Source organism: Corynebacterium sp. NML120713, assembly GCF_001875735.1.
Classification (GTDB): Bacteria; Actinomycetota; Actinomycetes; order Mycobacteriales; family Mycobacteriaceae; genus Corynebacterium; species Corynebacterium pseudogenitalium.
Genome location: NZ_MLCR01000005.1, coordinates 113,651 through 130,402 on the forward strand (window position 1 = coordinate 113,651; position 16,752 = coordinate 130,402).

Consider the following 16,752-nt stretch of genomic DNA (forward strand, 5'->3'; position numbering starts at 1 on the left):
AATGAGTGGAGCATAATATATGTCCGAGCACAAGATTTTGACAACACACGTTGGGTCCCTGCCGCGCACCCCTGAGCTGCTCGAAGCGAACCAACTTCGTTCGGAGCAGCAAATCAACGACGAGGACTTCAAGGAGATCCTTGAGCGCGCGATCGACGAGGTCGTGCAGCGCCAGGTTGACCTGGGCATCGACATCATCAACGAGGGCGAGTACGGTCACATCACCTCTGGCGCAGTCGACTACGGTGCTTGGTGGAACTACTCTTTCTCTCGCCTTGGTGGACTGACCATGACCGACGAGGACCGCTGGGCCTCGCAGGAGATCAAGCGTTCCACACCTGGAAACATTGAGTTGACCAGCTTCTCAGATCGTCGCGACCGCGCACTCTTTTCCGAGGCGTACTCCGACCCACACTCCGGCATTTTCACTGGCCGTGCGAAGGTTGGTAACCCGAAGTTCACGGGTCCGATTACTTACATTGGCCAGCAGGAAGTTGAGACGGACGTCGCGCTGCTGAAGCGCTCCATGGATCGCGCCGGTGCCACGCAGGGGTTTGTCGCAGCGCTTTCGCCAGGCTCCGCCGCCCGTCTGAAGAACGAGTACTACAACACCGACGAAGAAGTCGTACAGGCGTGTGCTGCTGCGATGGCACACGAGTACAAGGCAATTACCGACGCCGGTTTGACCGTGCAGCTCGACGCACCTGACCTTGCAGAATCCTGGGATCAGATTAACCCTGAGCCGACCTTGGAAGACTACCGTGCGTGGCTGCGCATTCGTATCGACGCCATCAATGAGTCCATCCGCGACTTGCCGAAGGAACTGACTCGCCTGCACATTTGCTGGGGTTCGTGGCACGGCCCGCACGTTACCGACGTACCGTTCGGTGACATTATCGAGGAGATCCTGCGAGCAGAGGTTGGCGGCTTTTCCTTCGAGGGGGCGTCGCCACGCCACGCGCATGAGTGGCGCGTTTGGCAGGACCACGCATTGCCGGAGGGCAGCGTTATTTATCCGGGCGTTATTTCGCACAGCACGAACGCTGTCGAGCACCCACAGTTGGTTGCGGATAGGATCGTTCAGTTCGCCGAGGTCGTCGGCCCAGAAAACGTTATCGCTTCGGCAGACTGTGGCTTGGGTGGACGCCTGAACCACCAGATCGCCTGGGCGAAGCTGGAATCACTGGTGAAGGGCGCGGAGATCGCGTCGCGCCAGCTCTTCGGATAATCGGAAGTAGCAGAAGCACTAAGGCCGGTGCCCACCTCGGAAGGAGATGGGCACCGGCCTTAGCTCTTGTGCGCGTTGCGACTACTTAAGCATGGACTTCAGCTTGTCCTGTGCTCCAGGGATAACCTTGATCGCCGCGGTGATCATCTGAATCAGCCCGACGAAGAGTGCGATGCCAGCCGAGATGTAGCTGAAAATCTCGCGAGTTTCATCGGTCATGATGCCTTTGTTGATCGCTTCGGAGCTTGGGCCTTCAGCTTTCCGTGGCTCCGTGGTCTTTGGTACTGGCGAAGCGGTAACCGTCACGGTCACAGCAGGTGCTGTTTCTGTGGCAGTAACACGTGATTGCGTGGTCGGCGTGTTTTGCTGCTCTTGCGCCATCAACGGGCTTGCGGTGAGGCATGCTCCGCCGAGTGCGGTAGCGATTGCAAGCGCGACCAGTGAGCGTGTATTCACGTTCAACTCCCTGTTTGTCTGAAGTAGTGGTGAAGCTTAGAACACCTTCGGCACGTGGACGTGGCCGAGACCCAGGTGGAACTGCGCGTTTGCCATGTCGATGAGCTTGTTGAGGCCAGTCGGGTCGGACAGGACGATAAGGCCGGTGGTCAGGACCGCAGCGAGGATGCCTGCGAAAGCGCCGAGGGCGTGTCCCTTAGAGCTGCCGGACGTCTTCGTGTTGTTGTTGGTGCCAGGATTCGTGTTGTTGTCGCCTGGTTTCTCGGTCTCGCCTGACTTTTCGGTCTCGCCTGGCTTCTCCTCGTCCTTCTTGTCGGACTCCTTGCCGGTGTCAGGGGTTTCCTGGGTGTTCTGATCCTTGGTGTCACCAGGGGTCTGCTCGGCGGTTGGAGCCGTGGTGTCCTTCGCTGGGGCGTTCTCCTCTGCGAACGCAGGGGCGACGGTCAACGAGATTGCGGTTGCGGCGGCAACGGCAACGGTGGAAATGCGCTTCATGAAATCTCCTGAAGTTGTTTGAAAGGATAGGAATTCGAGGCGAAACCACAGCAATGTCAATGAAATGCTACGGTCTCCACGAATTGTTGCTAGAAAATCTAGCAGATAATTGACGCTTTTAATAGTTAGAACGCCTGGACTGGCTACGGCAAAGTATCACCTAGACGTGGTGCAGCGGTATACACTTTGCTGTTATGAGTGAACAGGAACAGCCAGCTTTCCACGCGGTACACGCCGCGGACGTTCAAGCAGCGCAGTCGAAGATTTCTGCGGTGATTGAGCCGACCCCATTGCAGTACTGCCCCCGCTTGTCGCAGCAGTACGGTGCAGAGATTTTCCTCAAGCGGGAAGATTTGCAAGACGTTCGTTCCTACAAGATTCGCGGTGCGTATTACAGCATCTCACGGCTCAGTGACGAGGCGCGTGCAGCCGGCGTCGTTGCGGCGTCAGCGGGCAACCACGCTCAGGGTGTGGCCTACGCATGTCGGGCGTTGGGGATCCAGGGCAAGATTTTTGTGCCGAAGCCAACGCCGAAGCAGAAGCGAGACCGAATCCTGGTGCACGGTGGCGAAAACATCGAGTTGGTCGTCGTGGGGGATACGTTTGACGCCGCTGCGGAGGCCGCCCGCAAGGACGCTGCTGAGCGCGGTGCAACCATGGTTGAGCCTTTTGACGCCCGTGATACCGTCATCGGGCAGGGGACAGTTGCGGCGGAGATCGTGTCGCAGTTGTCAGTTATGGGCCGCGAGCTGGACACCATCTTCGTGCCAGTCGGCGGGGGAGGCTTGCTGGCTGGCGTGCTTTCCTACGTGTCCGACATGGTGCCTGGCACTGCGGTCGTAGGCGTTGAGCCCGAGGGTGCACCGTCGCTTGAGGCCGCCCTGGAGGCTGGTCACCCTGTGACGCTCAACGAAATTGAGTCCTTCGTGGATGGCGCGGCTGTGAAGCGCACCGGCGATTTCCCGTTCGCTGTTATTGAGGAAAACCTTGCTCGCACGCACCTGCTGCGTTGCAAAGAAGGCGCGGTGTGCACGTCGATGCTGGAGCTGTACCAAAACGAGGGCATCATCGCTGAGCCTGCGGGCGCGCTGTCTGTGGCGGCACTATCGCAGATGAAGCTGCAGCCGGGCAGCACGGTGGTGTGCATCATCTCTGGTGGCAACAACGACGTGTTGCGCTACGCAGAGGTCATGGAGCGTTCGCTTGTGCACCGCGGACTGAAGCACTACTTTTTGGTGAACTTCCCTCAGGAGCCAGGGCAGCTGCGCACGTTCCTTACCGACATCCTTGGGCCTAACGACGATATCGCCTTGTTCGAGTACCTGAAGAAGAACAACAAAGAAACCGGTGCCGCACTGGTTGGCCTGGAGCTTTCTTGCGCTAGCGACCTCGAGCCGTTGCTTGAGCGGATGGAGGCGTCGGTCATTGATTGTCGACGCCTCCTGCCAGGCACACCAGAGTATGACTTTATTGTGTCGGCATAACCAGGGCGAATGCCCACGGTTCTAAGCGGGTTTCGTCGGCGGAGACCTCGGCGCCACCGAAGGTGTACAGCAGTGTTCCGCCCACTGGGGCGACGGTGCCCTCCGACCCAAAGTTTGCCACCAGCACTGCCTGGTCACCCATGGTTAGCCACGCGTCGTCTGCGCCCTGAGCTGGGCCGTGATCTACGGTCAGCTGGCGAAGGTCGTCGCGTGCCATCGGGTATTGTCGGCGCAGCTCGATGAGTTTCTTGTACGCCGCGAGGATCTCGCGTTGCTCCTCGTCGAAGTTCCAGTCGAGCTTCGCGGAGGTAAACGTTTCCTCCGCGGCAGGATCCGGGACGGCTGAGGAGTCCCATCCCATGCGGGCGAACTCGTTCATGCGCCCCTGGCGGGTCATTTCCAGGAGCTGTGGATCGCTGTGCGAGACAAAGAATGGGAACGGCGTGCGTGCACCGAACTCTTCGCCCATGAAAAGCATCGGGCTGAATGGAGATAGGAGTACGACGGCCGCCTTGAGGACCTGCTTGCGCGCACTGAGATACTGCGACGGGCGGTCACCCTTCGCGCGGTTTCCGGTCTGGTCGTGGTCGGTGGTGTAGGTGACCATCTGCCACGGTGCGACGCGGTCAAGGTCGAGCGCCTTGCCGTGGGTACGCTGGCGGTACACGGAGTAGTCCTCGCGGAAGCGGTAACCGTTGCGCAGTGTATCCGCCAGGATTTCGAGCGTGCCATAGTCGGCGTAGTACCCGGCACGCTCGCCGGTGACCAGCGTGTGGATCCCGTGGTGGACGTCGTCAAGCCAGTGTGCGTCGAGCCCGTAGCCGCCGCGCTCCGGGGACTCGAGGAGCCGTGGGTTGTTTTGCTCCGATTCGGCGATGATGGTGCGGGGGATGCCGGTGGAAGCTTCAACTTCGTTGGCGACGTTCTTGATCTCCTCCATGATGGAGAAGGCCAGGCGATCGTCGTAGGTCTGCACCGCGTCGAGTCGCAGGCCGTCGACGTGGAACTCGTCGAGCCATTGGAGCACGGCGTCGAGTACATATGCGCGGACCTCATCCGAGTGGGCACCGGACAGGTTGATCACGTCACCCCAGTCGGTGTGCCCTGCGGTTGTGTACGGACCGAAGTTGCCGTTGTAGTTACCTTCGGGGCCGAAGTGGTTGTACACCACGTCGAGGATGACGGCGATACCGCGGGCGTGAGCAGCGTCGATAAGGGTCTTGAGGCCCTCGGGGCCGCCGTACGATTCCTGCACGGCGAACCAGTCCACGCCGTCGTAGCCCCAGTTGCGGGCACCCGCGAAGGGCTGCACCGGCAGCAACTCGATGGAGTTGACGCCAAGTTCGGCAAGGTAATCAAGCTTTTCGACGGCCCCCTCGAACGTCCCCTGTGGCGTGAAGGTGCCCACGTGGAGCTCGTAGAGGACTTGGTCGCGAAGTGCGATGCCTTCCCACGAATCATCCGTCCAATCGAACGTGCTGCTGGTCACCTCTGATGGGCCGTGGACGCCCTCGGGCTGGAAGCGCGAACGAGGGTCGGGTAGTGGCTGTGACCACTCGCCGTCACGAAGCAAGGAGAAGCTGTAGCGCGCACCAATTTCGGGTTGGGCGACTTCGCGCGGAACCACCCACCAGTCCCGGCGGGTCTCGTCACGCTGCATCTCGAGCGTGCGGGGCCCTTCGCTGTCGTGGAGGTGCAGGCGCGCGCCGTGCGCGTTCGGAGCCCACACCCCAAATTGTTGGGGCATCGGAGTGTGCTTGCTAGACATACCACCAACTGTATGGAAGTACCATAACCGTCGCAATGGATTTAGAGTGGAAGCACTATGCGCACATCGTACGAACTGCCCGCCGCCGGTGACATCACCACTCACGAGATCGAGATCAAACGATCCCGATTCATCACTTGGATTGGCCGCACCCAGTCTGAAGCCGAGGCGCGGGCCCTGATCCAGCAGGCCCGTGAGACCTACCCCGATGCACGTCACCATTGTTCCGCATATATTCTGAACGTCGACGACGCCCTGCCCGTCGAACGCTCATCCGACGATGGGGAGCCCTCCGGCACCGCAGGCAAACCGATGCTCGATATGCTGCACGGCTCCGAAATGCTTGACCTCACCGCTGTCGTGATCCGATATTTCGGTGGTATCAAGCTGGGTGCAGGAGGGCTGGTTCACGCCTACTCTGACTCGGTTGGGCAGACGCTTCCACTGGTACCGCGGGTGCTGCGTAGTACAAAGGAACTCGTGCGCGTCGATCTGCCGCACGCGGAGGCAGGTCGCATCGAGGCCGAGCTGCGCAACGCAGGCTTTGACATTGTCAACGTCGAGTACGGTGCCGCCGCCACGTACACGCTGGCGCACGACCCCGGACAACGCGAAGCACTCGACGCGCAACTCGCAGCGAGCACCCAGGGCCGCGCGGAGGCAGAAGAAGCAGGTCGCCAATGGATTGAATCTGCACGCTAAACTGTGTGCCATGACTATGCAGCCTCGTCCATCGAATCCGATTGAATCCCGCAAGCAGGCGGTACGCCGTTACTCCAAGAACGCAGTCGTGTGGGCCGGCGGTGGCCTCGGCGCTGGTGTAGCGCTCGGCCTGATTGCCGGTTCGTGGCAACTGTTTATCGTGTGCCTTGTCATTGGCGTGGTTGGCGGCTATATCAACTGGAGCAAGGTGCAAAAGATCGTAAACCATCACGACAACTACTAAACAAGCACGATGACTAGCCCAAATACCACCGCGACGAGGATCGACGTCTGGCTCTGGGCTGTCCGCATCTTTAAGACGCGCTCGTTGTCCGCAGAGGCGGTTCGCGCCGGACATGCCAAGCTCAATGGCAAAGCAGTCAAGCCCTCAGCACAGGTCGTGCCAGGGGATCGGCTCAAGGTGTGGAAGGACCATCGCTACCTTGACCTGGAAGTCACCCAGACGCTGCAGAAGCGCGCCGGAGCGAAAATCGCCACGACCTGCTATGTAGACCACTCCCCACCTCCTGTGACATCGGAGGTGTTTGGTGCGCTGCCCGTACGGGATCGTGGGGCAGGTCGGCCGACGAAGAAAGAGCGCAGGCAGCTCGACCGCCTGCGGGGGCGCAACAGCTTCTAGGCGTTCTCGCCCGAGTTTGTTTGCGGGGCGCCGCCCTCACGGAGTTGGGTGAGCCTGCGTGTAAGTTTGCGTTTGCGTAGTAATGGCCGGTTTCCGCTTTCCCACGTGCGGTTGATGTGCTCCTGCCCGTACTTGTTCAGCAGGAGGTCGTCGACAAGCCTGACTTGGCCTGGGGTGAACCGCGTCTGCAGCGTGTTCTGCACGGCTTCGATGTCTGCCGGGTTCGCTAACTCCGCGAGAGCAGAGACTGTTTCGATGCCGTCGGCGCTGAGTAGCTCGTGCAAGAATCTGTAATCGTCAACGCGGGACAGGGGAAACGACGCCCCAAGGATCACGGTGAGCACGCCGGGGAGCGTCTCTGGTGCCAATGCCGCTGCGGTATCGGGAGCACTCGGGCTCTGTTTTTGCGGGTTGGACAGCTCTGCGATTTGGTCGAACTGCTGATCCGCAAGTTCGATAAGCCCGGCTGCGAGCGTGAACGCGCGATCAATTTGTGGGTCCAGCTCGCCGTGAGAGCGCTTGTAGCGCACATCGTGCTCGAACTCCGCCCACGCGTGCTGCAGCACCGTCCGTACTTGCACCTCGAAGACTTGCCCGCGGTAGTGTTCGAGCTCCTCGTTATGCTCACCTACCTGGAGTACCAGGTGGTGCGAGCCGTATCCGAACGTGCCCGACACCCTCGTCTCCTGCGCCTTGTCCACGCTACGAAGCACGTCGAACTGATCCGCAAGCAAGCGAAGCACCGCTGGTATTTCGGTTGAATGCATCACGGTGATACGGGCCCCGATGAGGTCACGGATGTCGTTCCACGGGTCCGGGTACACAATCTTTCCACCACGACGCTTCTTAGCTTTTTCTTTCAGCGAAGGCCAGCTTTTGATACGCACATCGACGCGGTCAAAGTTGATACCGGCGTCGATCATGAGCTCGTGGAGCGCATGACGAAACTCCTCGGCAACCCCTTCGTGTTGCCGCAGCCACGCGAAGTAGGTGTTGCCGAGTTGCGCGATTGTGTCATTGTGCTTCGTGTTCATCGGCACAACAGTGTACCCACCGTTGCTATTCGACGGCCTCTCGACGCTCCAACAGCGCAGTAGGAAGGTACTCGAGCAGGACACCGACCGGGACAGTGCCGTGAAACTCTCTACCGGTGAACCGCTCGAACCAGGACCCCTGCGGCAACGTCAGTGTGGTGTCCTCCCAGCCACCCCGGCGCGCAAGTTCAAGGGGCTTTCGGGTTGCAACCGCAATCACACCAATCTCGGCCGTATCCCGGTGCTCACGAGCGAATCCGACAAAGTGCTGCTGGGATGGGCCGACCGCAAACACCGCGCGGTGCTTCCCCTCGGTAAACAAGGTCGGCGTGGACTTTCGTGCCGTAAGGCATTCACGGATAACCAGCTGCTTGGCGGCGTCGACAGACTCGGACAGGCCCGGCCAGGACCGGCCCGGCGAACCGTCTTGCTCGCAGCCCAAGAAGTCACCCAGATTGAACTGCGGTTGCTGCCGTGCATCGAGATACCGGTGCAGCGTTTGCGTGCGTGCGGTGTAGTCGATGAAGCTGCGGTTGTCCGGGTCTACGAGTGTGGGTTCGAAAAACTCCATGCCCTGATAGGTATCGGGGACACCTGCGCCAGCCAATTGGAGCACCTTGCGTCCCAGTGATACCGCGACGGCCCCCTCGTGGAGAGTCGCCACGAAGTCCGAAATCAGCGAAGTCGCAGGGCCTGCCAATACCGCATTCACCCAATCCAGTACCTGCTGCTCGTACCCTTCATCGGGGTCGAACCAGCTGGTATGAAGAGCGGCCTCGCGGATCGCCTTCAGCGCATAGTCACGCAACCGTTGCGAAAGCGTCTCTGTCACAACCCCATCCGCGGGCCAAATCCCCACGATGTTCTGCAGTAAGAAATGCGCCGTGGCGTGGTCTGGCGGAGGCAACAGCGCTGTCGTCGTGTTCACTAACTCCGCAAACGCGTTTGGTACTTCGGCGATCTCCAGCATCCGCGCGCGGGTATCTTCGGAGCGCTTCGTATCGTGGGTGCTCAGCGTCGTCATTGTTTGTGGCCACAGCTCAGCACGCTCTTGCTGCAACAAGTGGAACTCTGCCGCACCAACCCCGAAACGGCCAGGAGCGCCGCCTACTTCCTGCAGCGCCACCAACCGGTTCGCCCTATAGAACAACGTGTCCTCGACGCCCTTTGCCATGACTGCGCCACACACCTGCGCAAAGCGGGTGCTTGCCTCACCTTCAGCGAGCAGGGCAGCCGCGATGAGGTCGAGGGCGTCGCGCCGGGAAGGGAAGCGCTGCGCCATATCGGCAACGACCGTCGCGGTAATCCTGGACAGTGATCGGTAATCGGCGCGGTAGACGGGGATGGCTGCGACTAATGCAATAACGGTGTCAACGAGGGTTTCGTCAGAGACGGCAACGCCGGCCGTCGAAAAGTTATCGCGACGAATCGCGCGGGTAAGACGGCGAACCTCCGCCTGAAGCTCGTGTGTTGCCACCTCACGCTTGAGCTGTAGCGCCGCGGCATCAAGCGCCGCCTGATCCCACGTGGAGCCCGATTGGCGCAGTGCGAGCATACTGAGTGTGTCCTCGGCGGCTTGGTTGACGAAGATGCCGTCGAGTTCGCGAAGCGCGTCGTAGCCGGTGGTTCCGTTGACGCGGAGGCGCGGATCGAGTGGCTCATCGACCTCTAAGATCTTCTCGACGACCAGCCAGCGATCGGGACCAACAACATCACGAAGCCGTGACAAGTACCCGAAAGGATCCGTGAGTCCATCCGGGTGGTCGACGCGGACGCCGTCAATCAGATCCTCAGCCACAAGCTGGCGGATGATCGCATGCGTGTGTTCAAAGACCGCGGGGTCCTCTTGTCGGATGCCCGCAAGCCCGTTGACAGAGAAGAATCGGCGATAAGAAATGATGCCGTCGCGCCAAAACATCAGCTTGTAGGACTGACGCTCGTAGACCTCCTTCGGATCGTCGTCGAGGGAAGAGCAGGTGCCTGGCTTGAGTGGGAATACGTTGTCGTAGTAGGCCAGCACGATGCCGCTTTCGGGGTTGTCCTGATCTAAATAGCGCAGCGTGAGAGCATCTTCGTCGTGTTCCTTCCCGAAGATCGGCAGGCCGAGCTTCCCGCCCGCCCCGTTGTCAGCGTGCCAATCGATATCGAAGTAGCGCTCGTACTCAGAGTCGCGACCATGCTTGAGAACGTCCCACCACCAGCTATTGAGCTGCGGGGAAGCGACACCCAGGTGGTTCGGCACGATATCGATTATCACGCCAAGGTTGAGTTTTTTGGCTGCCTCCACGAAGCGCCGGAAGCCTGCTAGTCCACCCAGTTCCGGGTTGACCACAGTCGGGTCAGTGACGTCATAGTTGTGATTCGATGTCGGCAGTGCCTGCAAGATAGGAGAGAGGTACATATGGGAAATACCGAGTGACTCCAAATAGGGCAGACACTGCGCGGCCTGGTCGAAGCCGAACGCGCGACTCGACGGATCGGCTTGTGGGCCGCGCAGCTGGAGACGGTAGGTTGATGTAATTGGGGTTTGCAATACGTCCTCCTTGAAGTTACCAGCCACCCTAGTAGCTCAAGACGCACTTAGCTGCGGACGCGAGAATCACAAGAGAGGGGGAAGCCAACCGAATAGCGCATGACGTGCTCCGGATTGGCGAACGCCAGAACTTCCTCCAAGGTGGCGTCGAAGACGAAGAGTTCTTGCTGATCGCGGGAATAAAACAGCAGTTCGTTGTACGGCATGAGTACGCGATCAACGTGAGCATAGAGCGTCGAGAAGAGTTGTGGGTGAGCGAGCCAAGACGCCGCATACCCAGCAGAGCTTTGCACCTGAACTCCCTTCGGTGCTCCGAACCCTAGCGAATTTTCCGCTGGCAGGTAGTCCAAGATTACTCGGCCCTCGAGAAGATCGGTGCTCAGCATGCGCGCAGCTGAGTTCCACGCCTGGTGGACCGTCAAGCCCATCGCGCCAATGGACTGGTGCGTCAGGCCCTCCACCGAATCTGAGTCAAAGACGCACACCAACCCGGGCGCCAAACTGATGTAAGCGGTCGAAGCCCCGAAACCTGGCGTGAGCCACGCACGCGAAGAACTCGACGTGACTTCACAACGTCGGGCCAGACGGGGGAAAATGGGTACAAGCATTGAAGGGGCGCACGGAGCGGGCATATGAGTAGTCATATGTACTTAGACCGTTCAAACCCGCCGATGGTTCCCAAAAAGTTTTAAAACGGTGGCTGCTCGTTCAACCCCAAGGCGTCCAACAACTTGTCGGCCTTCCAGAGTGCTATGTCTTGGCCCTGCTCAATAAGCTGCCGAGCGCGTTTTTCCTTCGAGGTCATTGACCCCCATTCGCCAACAACGAGGATGGTGGTCTTCTTCGTCACGTTCTTGCCCACCTGGCCACCCTGAGCAGCAATGCCTTGCCACAGCGCACCCTTATCAAATGGAGAAAACTCACCGGTCAGCGTGACGTGCTGCCCAAACAATGGCGAGGAAGCATCAGCATCGAGCGCCGGTTCTGGCACCGTGTCCGGGGTTGCCACCGCTTGCCACGGAGCTGGCTTGCGACCCTTGCTCTGCTTCGGCGTGCTCTTTCTAGAGGGGCCCGCTTGGTTGCTTCCAGCAGGTGCAGGAACTGCAGCGGCAGCTGCCTGCATGCCTCCCTTGGCGATGCTTTCTGCTTGCAGTGCACGCCCCGCGCCGGATCGGTCCCTGAGCACTGGAGTCACCCGATGAGAATCGATCGAGCCCAAAGTGAAGCCAGCGTCATGGACAAACCCAACAAGTGAACCCTGGTAGTGCGCCCGACGGGCCAGGCCAACCATGATGCCCGCACAGGCTGCAGCATCCGCGCAGGCGTCGTGGTGCTGCTCCAGCGGCACGCCGAAGTGAGACGCCAAGGTGGGCAACTTGTGGTTCTCAACATCAAGGTCGCACGAGCGCGCCTGCGCCAACGAGCATGCGAAGAGCAACTGTGGCGCATCAATCCCGACTGCACCAGCAGCTTGAAACAGTGCAGTGCTATCAAAATGCGCATTGTGAGCCACAAGGGGGAGGGAACCAGCGAACTCGACAAGTTGCGCAATACAGTCAGCCACACTTGGTGCGTCTGCCACGTCCTCCCGACGAATCCCATGAATAGCGACGTTGTGGGGGTCAAACTCGGACCACTGCTCCGGAGGCATACACAACCAAGAAACGCGGTCAGTTTCTACACCATCAATGACTTTCACCGCACCGATCTGACAGATAGAACCCCACCTCTGGTTGGCGGTTTCCACATCAAACGCAACGAAATCAAAGCCAGGCAAACCGCTTGAACCGCCTCGCTGCGCGTCCTGCGTCGGGGCGTCGCCACGCTGCGCAGCAGAAATAGCATCCTCGAGCTCGCGCATCGCAGCGCCCGCGCCAGGCGCAAAAACAACGTTTACAACGATGTCGCTACACGTGATACTGACGGTGCCCGTGCTCCAGTCATCGCCTTCGGTCAAGTCAACCTTTGTGATTGCCTCTATCGGAATGCGCGTGGGCTCGCTGGAGCCAGCCAGCGCCGCCTCCAAGGGTGTTGGGGTGACGACCAGCTCCGTATTCGAAACACTCAACGTCGCACGGCTAGCAGTAATCACAGCGTATGGCTCCAATCAAAAATCCGGTAGGCGGGTAGCACACATACTACTCACCCACCGGACATGAAACTGACGGCGGTCAAGCCCCTGGAGTTAGGCGTCCTCGCGAACCGGGGCACCTACCTGCTTCAGCACAACTGTAGAGCGCGCCGGGACGACGGTGGTCTCCGAGGCGCCGATTGTCAGCGTACTCGCCGGGTAGCCAAGTTTCTCAGTTGTATCGATGAGCACCTCCCAGCTTGATCCGAACTCCTGTGGAGGAAGCGTGAATTCGATGTCTTCGTAGTGGGCGTTGAACATCAGAATGAATGAATCGTCTCGCACACGCTGACCGCGAGCATCCGGTTCTGCGATGGCGTCGCCATTGAAGTAAACCATCAGTGCCTTGCCAAACGCGAAGTCCCAGTCGGATTGCGTCATCAGCTCGCCGGACGGCACCAACCAGGCGATTTCGCGGTCGACAGCATCCGTGCCCAGCGCGCCGCCTTCCAAGAACCGGCACCTGCGGAAGACCGGGTGGGCCTTGCGGATAGCGATCAGACGCTTTGTGAATTCGTGCAGCTGTTCGCTGTCGTCGAGCTGTGTCCAATCCATCCACGCAATCTCGTTGTCCTGGCAATAGACGTTGTTGTTGCCACCCTGGGTACGGGCCAGCTCGTCTCCATGAGAGATCATGGGCGTGCCTTGGGAGAGCAGGAGCGTCGTCAAGAAGTTGCGACGCTGCTGGGCGCGCAACTGATTCACCTCGGGGTCATCCGTCGGGCCCTCGACGCCACAGTTCCAGGAGCGGTTGTGGCTTTCGCCGTCGCGGTTGTCCTCACCGTTGGCCTCGTTGTGCTTGTGGTTGTAGGAAACCAAGTCATTCAACGTGAAACCGTCGTGGGCCGTAATGAAGTTAATCGAGGCAGTAGGGCGACGTCCGTTGTGTTGGTACAAGTCAGAGGAGCCGGTCAGACGGGATGCGAACTCACCAAGCGTAGCGGGTTCACCGCGCCAGAAGTCGCGCATCGTGTCGCGGTACTTACCATTCCATTCGCTCCACAGCGCAGGGAAGTTGCCAACTTGGTAGCCTCCCTCACCGACATCCCATGGCTCGGCGATCAACTTGACCTGCGAGACTACCGGGTCCTGTTGGACCAGGTCGAAGAACGTTGCCAGACGATCGACGTCAGAGAACTCGCGTGCAAGGGTCGAAGCTAGATCGAAACGGAAACCATCGACGTGCATCTCAGTGACCCAGTAACGCAAAGAGTCCATGATGAGCTGCAGTGAGTGAGGGTCGCGCACATTGAATGAGTTTCCGGTGCCTGTGTAGTCCATGTAGTGAAACTTATCGTTGTTCACGAGTCGGTAATAGGCCTCATTGTCGATGCCGCGGAAAGCAATGGTGGGGCCGAGGTGGTTGCCTTCAGCAGTGTGGTTGTACACGACGTCAAGGATGACCTCCATGCCTGCTTCGTGGTACGCCCGCACCATGCCCTTGAACTCGGCGACGGCGTCGCTCGGCTGCGCAGCAGCTGCGTAGTTGTTCTCGGGGGCAAAGAAGCCAAAGGTGTTGTAACCCCAGTAGTTACGCAGACCAAGGTCGCGCAGACGCCCATCCTGCAAGAACTGGTGGACAGGCAGGAGCTCGACAGACGTCACACCCAGATCCTTGAGGTAATTGACCACTGCTGGGTGTGCCATGCCTGCGTAGGTGCCGCGGAGGTTTTCGGGTACGTCAGGGTGCGTCTGGGTCATGCCTTTGACGTGGCATTCGTAGATGACGGTTTCCTCATCCGGGATGCGTGGTGCGCGGTCATCGCCCCAGTCGAAGAACGGGTTGATGACGACAGAGAGCATCGTATGGCCCAGCGAGTCTTCTTCGTTGCGGCCCGTTCCGGGAGCGTCTGCGTTGATGTCATAGGAAAACAGCGAAGAATGCTGTGAGAACTCGCCGTCGAAAGCGCGCGCGTAGGGGTCGACGAGCAACTTGTTCGCGTCGCAGCGCTTGCCGTTCGCTGGATCCCACGGACCATGGACGCGGTAGCCGTAGCGCTGTCCAGGTGTAATTCCTGGAAGGTAGGCGTGCCACACGTGGTTGTCTACCTCTTCAAGTTCGATGCGAGTTTCGGCGCCTTCGTCGTCGATAAGGCAAAGTTCAACCTTCTCCGCAACTCCTGAAAAGAGCGTGAAGTTTGTTCCGGCACCGTCATAGGTAGAACCTAGCGGGTATGGGGAACCAGGCCACACGACGATATCGTTCGCGGGCTTTGGGGAAGTAGAGCTTTGAATCATAAGGAATCACCATAGTGCACCCCCGGGGGTTCCCGCATTGCGAAACCCTCACCAGCCTGGCAATCAGCGGCCCGCTTGCAGCCCGCGAATGATGAGATCGACGGAAAATGCGAACGAGTCGTCCCTCTCAATGGTCTGTGATTGTGGCAACGTTTCGCTTGCATTCGTAGCCGCTACCAGCTGGGATTCAGTTTGCTGGACGAGGGCACTGCCAAGGATTAGGTGTAGGAGAGCATCGGCGGTTGCGCTGAGCTGAGGTGTCGACGCCCCTTCGACTTCCATAGCCAATGATGTGATGAAAAAGCGCTGGAGTTGGGAGTGTATCGGAGACTCCGGATTGCCTACCGCTGTGACCGTCACCTCAGCACCATCTCGAATGCTGAGCAGGCAGTTACGGAGCATTCTGGCTGCTTCACTCGTGGATGTGGCTGGTGAGGAGGAGGTTGTGAGGGGCGCAACGATGTGCTCTGCCAGGCGAGCCACAAGGTCCTGTTTGCTTGCCACATGCCAATACAGCGCTGACGGTGCGACGTCGAGCTCCTTGGCGATCCTGCGCATTGACACATCGGCTAAGCCATATGACCTGAGTAAATCCATCGCAGTGATCGTGATCTGATCCACGGACAGGTGCATGTGTGCCTATGTTACCTGTCTCACGGTGGAGAGGGGGTGGGCGTTTACAACGAGTTCACAGAGAGTGTTCAGATACTTTGTACCGGAGCGTAATTGGGCCAGCAGAAACGAGTGGTTAAAATTGGCATCAACGATTTTTAACGTAACAGGCCGGGTACAACCGTTGTGCTGGTCGCTGTAAGGAGAGATACGTCGTGAGGATTTCCACCACTGGTTCCAAGGTTGCTGCAGCTGCCGTTGTTGCATTGGCAATGTCATTGACTGCGTGTGGCTCTGATGACGAGACCGCGGGCGGCGGACTGTCCACCGCTGCCAGCGCTCCGAATTCGGCGGCTTCCGAGAAAGGTAAGGTCGAGAATTCGGCGAAGGAAGAGCCGAAGAAGGACGAAAAGGGCGAGAAGAAGTCCGACGACAAAAAGCAGACGGAGGCACAAGGGGAGCCCGGCGCGATCCCAACGATTGCGAATCCGTTTGAGGACGGAGAGTTCGCTGTTCCAACCTTCGAGCCAATCGAGGGCGGTAAAGAAGGCACTGAAGAGCAGCGCAAGGAAATGGAGGAAGTGGTTCGCAAGGTGACGAACCCGGAGTCCTTCGAAAAGTGGACGCGCGTCATCTTGGATAACTCCTGTAAGAAGATCACCGAACCCGCACTGGAAGAGATGGAGCGCCAAGGCGTTTCCCTCGAGGTGATTGAGCAGGCTGCCCGTATGCAGGAAGAGGCCGGTCAGGCGATTGAGATCCCGAAGACCGAAATTTCCCTGAGCGACGTCCGCGTTGATGGCAACCATGCTTCGGCGACAGTGAAGTCGAATAACTCCGAGGGCGAAAAGACCCAGACCCAGCTCTTCACGCACGAAGACGGTCGCTGGAAGCTGTGCAACTAGCACAGCAGCTCGACTCCAGGCCGCGCGCCACGATCCACGCTGGCGCCGGCCTGCTTTTCGTTGGGCTTGTCAGCGGTGTAATCGGTGGGGCAGCGTGGGCGTGGTTGCGTCCCCCGATAGTGACCGTTGTGTCGGATGGATCGTTCATGATCGATGAAACGGAAACGATCCAGAATGCGCAGTTTGCTGGGCTGGGCTGGCTAGCGGTGGTGTTGTTGGTAGTCGGGTTGGTTGTCGGTGCTGCGGGTCGAGCGCGTCGAGGCGGGGGCCAGCTCGCATGGTTTGTCTGGCAGCTCATCGTTGCCGCGCTCGCCGGATACGTTGTATTGGCGGTTGGCGGAATGGTCTCGGGCTGGCTCACAGCTTTGCCTGAGCATGCAGACGGCTTCCAGGACGGTCAACGCTTAAGCGTGTTTCCGATAGTTGCCCCGGGAGTGGCGTTGTGCCTCGCTCCATTCGCCACAGGACTCGTCGCGTGGTCGAGGATGGTGATCCGCGCAGTCGACACCCCCGAAATAGTGTGAAC

Annotated in this window: 16 protein-coding genes; 7 read left to right on the top strand and 9 right to left on the bottom strand. The window is 59.4% G+C overall.

Annotated elements, in window-relative coordinates; all coding sequences use genetic code 11:
- The first annotated feature begins 19 nt into the window (after window positions 1-19).
- Entirely contained in the window at window positions 20-1,228 is a 1,209-nt protein-coding gene (locus tag BJP06_RS00560; RefSeq protein WP_071572474.1) for a cobalamin-independent methionine synthase II family protein, read from the top strand.
- A gap of 81 nt (window positions 1,229-1,309) precedes the next feature.
- On the opposite strand, the gene BJP06_RS00565 is transcribed toward BJP06_RS00560, so the two are convergent.
- Together BJP06_RS00565 and BJP06_RS00570 are read right to left on the bottom strand one after the other, a co-directional pair.
- Window positions 1,310-1,684, bottom strand: coding sequence for a hypothetical protein (locus BJP06_RS00565; RefSeq protein ID WP_071572475.1), 375 nt, complete (start codon window positions 1,682-1,684; stop codon window positions 1,310-1,312).
- Window positions 1,685-1,720: 36 nt separating this feature from the next.
- A complete protein-coding gene (locus BJP06_RS00570; protein WP_070362236.1) occupies window positions 1,721-2,179 on the bottom strand; it encodes a hypothetical protein in 459 nt (152 codons plus the stop codon).
- Window positions 2,180-2,373: 194 nt separating this feature from the next.
- Here BJP06_RS00570 and ilvA point away from each other — a divergent pair, with 194 nt between their 5' ends.
- Window positions 2,374-3,663 (top strand): threonine ammonia-lyase IlvA, encoded by a 1,290-nt coding sequence (ilvA, locus tag BJP06_RS00575; protein ID WP_071572476.1) that lies wholly within the window; start codon window positions 2,374-2,376, stop codon window positions 3,661-3,663.
- Here ilvA and treZ read toward each other — a convergent pair.
- Entirely contained in the window at window positions 3,647-5,431 is a 1,785-nt protein-coding gene (gene treZ / locus BJP06_RS00580; protein WP_083433143.1) for a malto-oligosyltrehalose trehalohydrolase, read from the bottom strand. The two genes, ilvA and treZ, sit on opposite strands and share 17 nt — an antisense overlap.
- A gap of 57 nt (window positions 5,432-5,488) precedes the next feature.
- Here treZ and BJP06_RS00585 point away from each other — a divergent pair, with 57 nt between their 5' ends.
- The 3 genes from BJP06_RS00585 to BJP06_RS00595 are packed head-to-tail and all read left to right on the top strand — an operon-like array spanning window position 5,489 to window position 6,773.
- Window positions 5,489-6,133, top strand: coding sequence for a YigZ family protein (locus BJP06_RS00585; RefSeq protein WP_070478815.1), 645 nt, complete (start codon window positions 5,489-5,491; stop codon window positions 6,131-6,133).
- 10 nt (window positions 6,134-6,143) lie between these two features.
- The gene (locus BJP06_RS00590) at window positions 6,144-6,377 is read left to right on the top strand and encodes a hypothetical protein (RefSeq protein WP_070362240.1); all 234 of its coding nucleotides are present in this window, start codon (window positions 6,144-6,146) and stop codon (window positions 6,375-6,377) included.
- 9 nt (window positions 6,378-6,386) lie between these two features.
- On the top strand, window positions 6,387-6,773 hold the full coding sequence (locus BJP06_RS00595) for an RNA-binding S4 domain-containing protein (protein ID WP_071572478.1): 387 nt from the start codon (window positions 6,387-6,389) through the stop codon (window positions 6,771-6,773).
- On the opposite strand, the gene BJP06_RS00600 is transcribed toward BJP06_RS00595, so the two are convergent.
- The 6 genes from BJP06_RS00600 to BJP06_RS00625 all read right to left on the bottom strand — a co-directional run bounded on the left by BJP06_RS00600 (window position 6,770) and on the right by BJP06_RS00625 (window position 15,342).
- Window positions 6,770-7,807: a GTP pyrophosphokinase family protein gene (locus BJP06_RS00600; RefSeq protein ID WP_070362242.1), complete on the bottom strand. Its 1,038-nt coding sequence runs from the start codon at window positions 7,805-7,807 to the stop codon at window positions 6,770-6,772. The genes BJP06_RS00595 and BJP06_RS00600 overlap by 4 nt on opposite strands.
- A gap of 25 nt (window positions 7,808-7,832) precedes the next feature.
- On the bottom strand, window positions 7,833-10,340 hold the full coding sequence (gene treY, locus BJP06_RS00605; protein ID WP_071572479.1) for a malto-oligosyltrehalose synthase: 2,508 nt from the start codon (window positions 10,338-10,340) through the stop codon (window positions 7,833-7,835).
- Window positions 10,341-10,387: 47 nt separating this feature from the next.
- Window positions 10,388-10,801: a hypothetical protein gene (locus tag BJP06_RS00610; RefSeq protein ID WP_143110509.1), complete on the bottom strand. Its 414-nt coding sequence runs from the start codon at window positions 10,799-10,801 to the stop codon at window positions 10,388-10,390.
- A 227-nt stretch (window positions 10,802-11,028) separates the two neighbouring features.
- Complete coding sequence (locus BJP06_RS00615) at window positions 11,029-12,432, bottom strand: exonuclease domain-containing protein (RefSeq protein WP_071572481.1); 1,404 nt, start codon at window positions 12,430-12,432, stop codon at window positions 11,029-11,031.
- Window positions 12,433-12,525: 93 nt separating this feature from the next.
- A complete protein-coding gene (gene glgX / locus BJP06_RS00620; protein WP_071572482.1) occupies window positions 12,526-14,709 on the bottom strand; it encodes a glycogen debranching protein GlgX in 2,184 nt (727 codons plus the stop codon).
- 63 nt (window positions 14,710-14,772) lie between these two features.
- On the bottom strand, window positions 14,773-15,342 hold the full coding sequence (locus BJP06_RS00625; protein WP_071572483.1) for a TetR family transcriptional regulator: 570 nt from the start codon (window positions 15,340-15,342) through the stop codon (window positions 14,773-14,775).
- Between the two features lie 194 nt (window positions 15,343-15,536).
- On the opposite strand from BJP06_RS00625, the gene BJP06_RS00630 reads away from it, so the two are divergent.
- A complete protein-coding gene (locus BJP06_RS00630; RefSeq protein WP_071572484.1) occupies window positions 15,537-16,226 on the top strand; it encodes a hypothetical protein in 690 nt (229 codons plus the stop codon).
- The gene (locus BJP06_RS00635; protein WP_071572485.1) at window positions 16,217-16,750 is read left to right on the top strand and encodes a hypothetical protein; all 534 of its coding nucleotides are present in this window, start codon (window positions 16,217-16,219) and stop codon (window positions 16,748-16,750) included. Before BJP06_RS00630 ends, BJP06_RS00635 begins: the two co-directional genes overlap by 10 nt.
- The last annotated feature ends 2 nt before the right edge of the window (window positions 16,751-16,752 follow it).

Bases quoted from the DNA above. Each gene is read 5' to 3' on its own strand.
- BJP06_RS00560 (WP_071572474.1), top strand. From the start codon at position 20: ATGTCCGAGCACAAGATTTTGACAACACACGTTGGGTCCCTGCCGCGC.
- BJP06_RS00570 (WP_070362236.1), bottom strand. From the start codon at position 2,179: ATGAAGCGCATTTCCACCGTTGCCGTTGCCGCCGCAACCGCAATCTCG.
- ilvA (WP_071572476.1), top strand. From the start codon at position 2,374: ATGAGTGAACAGGAACAGCCAGCTTTCCACGCGGTACACGCCGCGGAC.
- treZ (WP_083433143.1), bottom strand. From the start codon at position 5,431: ATGTCTAGCAAGCACACTCCGATGCCCCAACAATTTGGGGTGTGGGCT.
- BJP06_RS00585 (WP_070478815.1), top strand. From the start codon at position 5,489: ATGCGCACATCGTACGAACTGCCCGCCGCCGGTGACATCACCACTCAC.
- BJP06_RS00590 (WP_070362240.1), top strand. From the start codon at position 6,144: ATGACTATGCAGCCTCGTCCATCGAATCCGATTGAATCCCGCAAGCAG.
- BJP06_RS00595 (WP_071572478.1), top strand. From the start codon at position 6,387: ATGACTAGCCCAAATACCACCGCGACGAGGATCGACGTCTGGCTCTGG.
- BJP06_RS00600 (WP_070362242.1), bottom strand. From the start codon at position 7,807: ATGAACACGAAGCACAATGACACAATCGCGCAACTCGGCAACACCTAC.
- glgX (WP_071572482.1), bottom strand. From the start codon at position 14,709: ATGATTCAAAGCTCTACTTCCCCAAAGCCCGCGAACGATATCGTCGTG.
- BJP06_RS00625 (WP_071572483.1), bottom strand. From the start codon at position 15,342: ATGCACCTGTCCGTGGATCAGATCACGATCACTGCGATGGATTTACTC.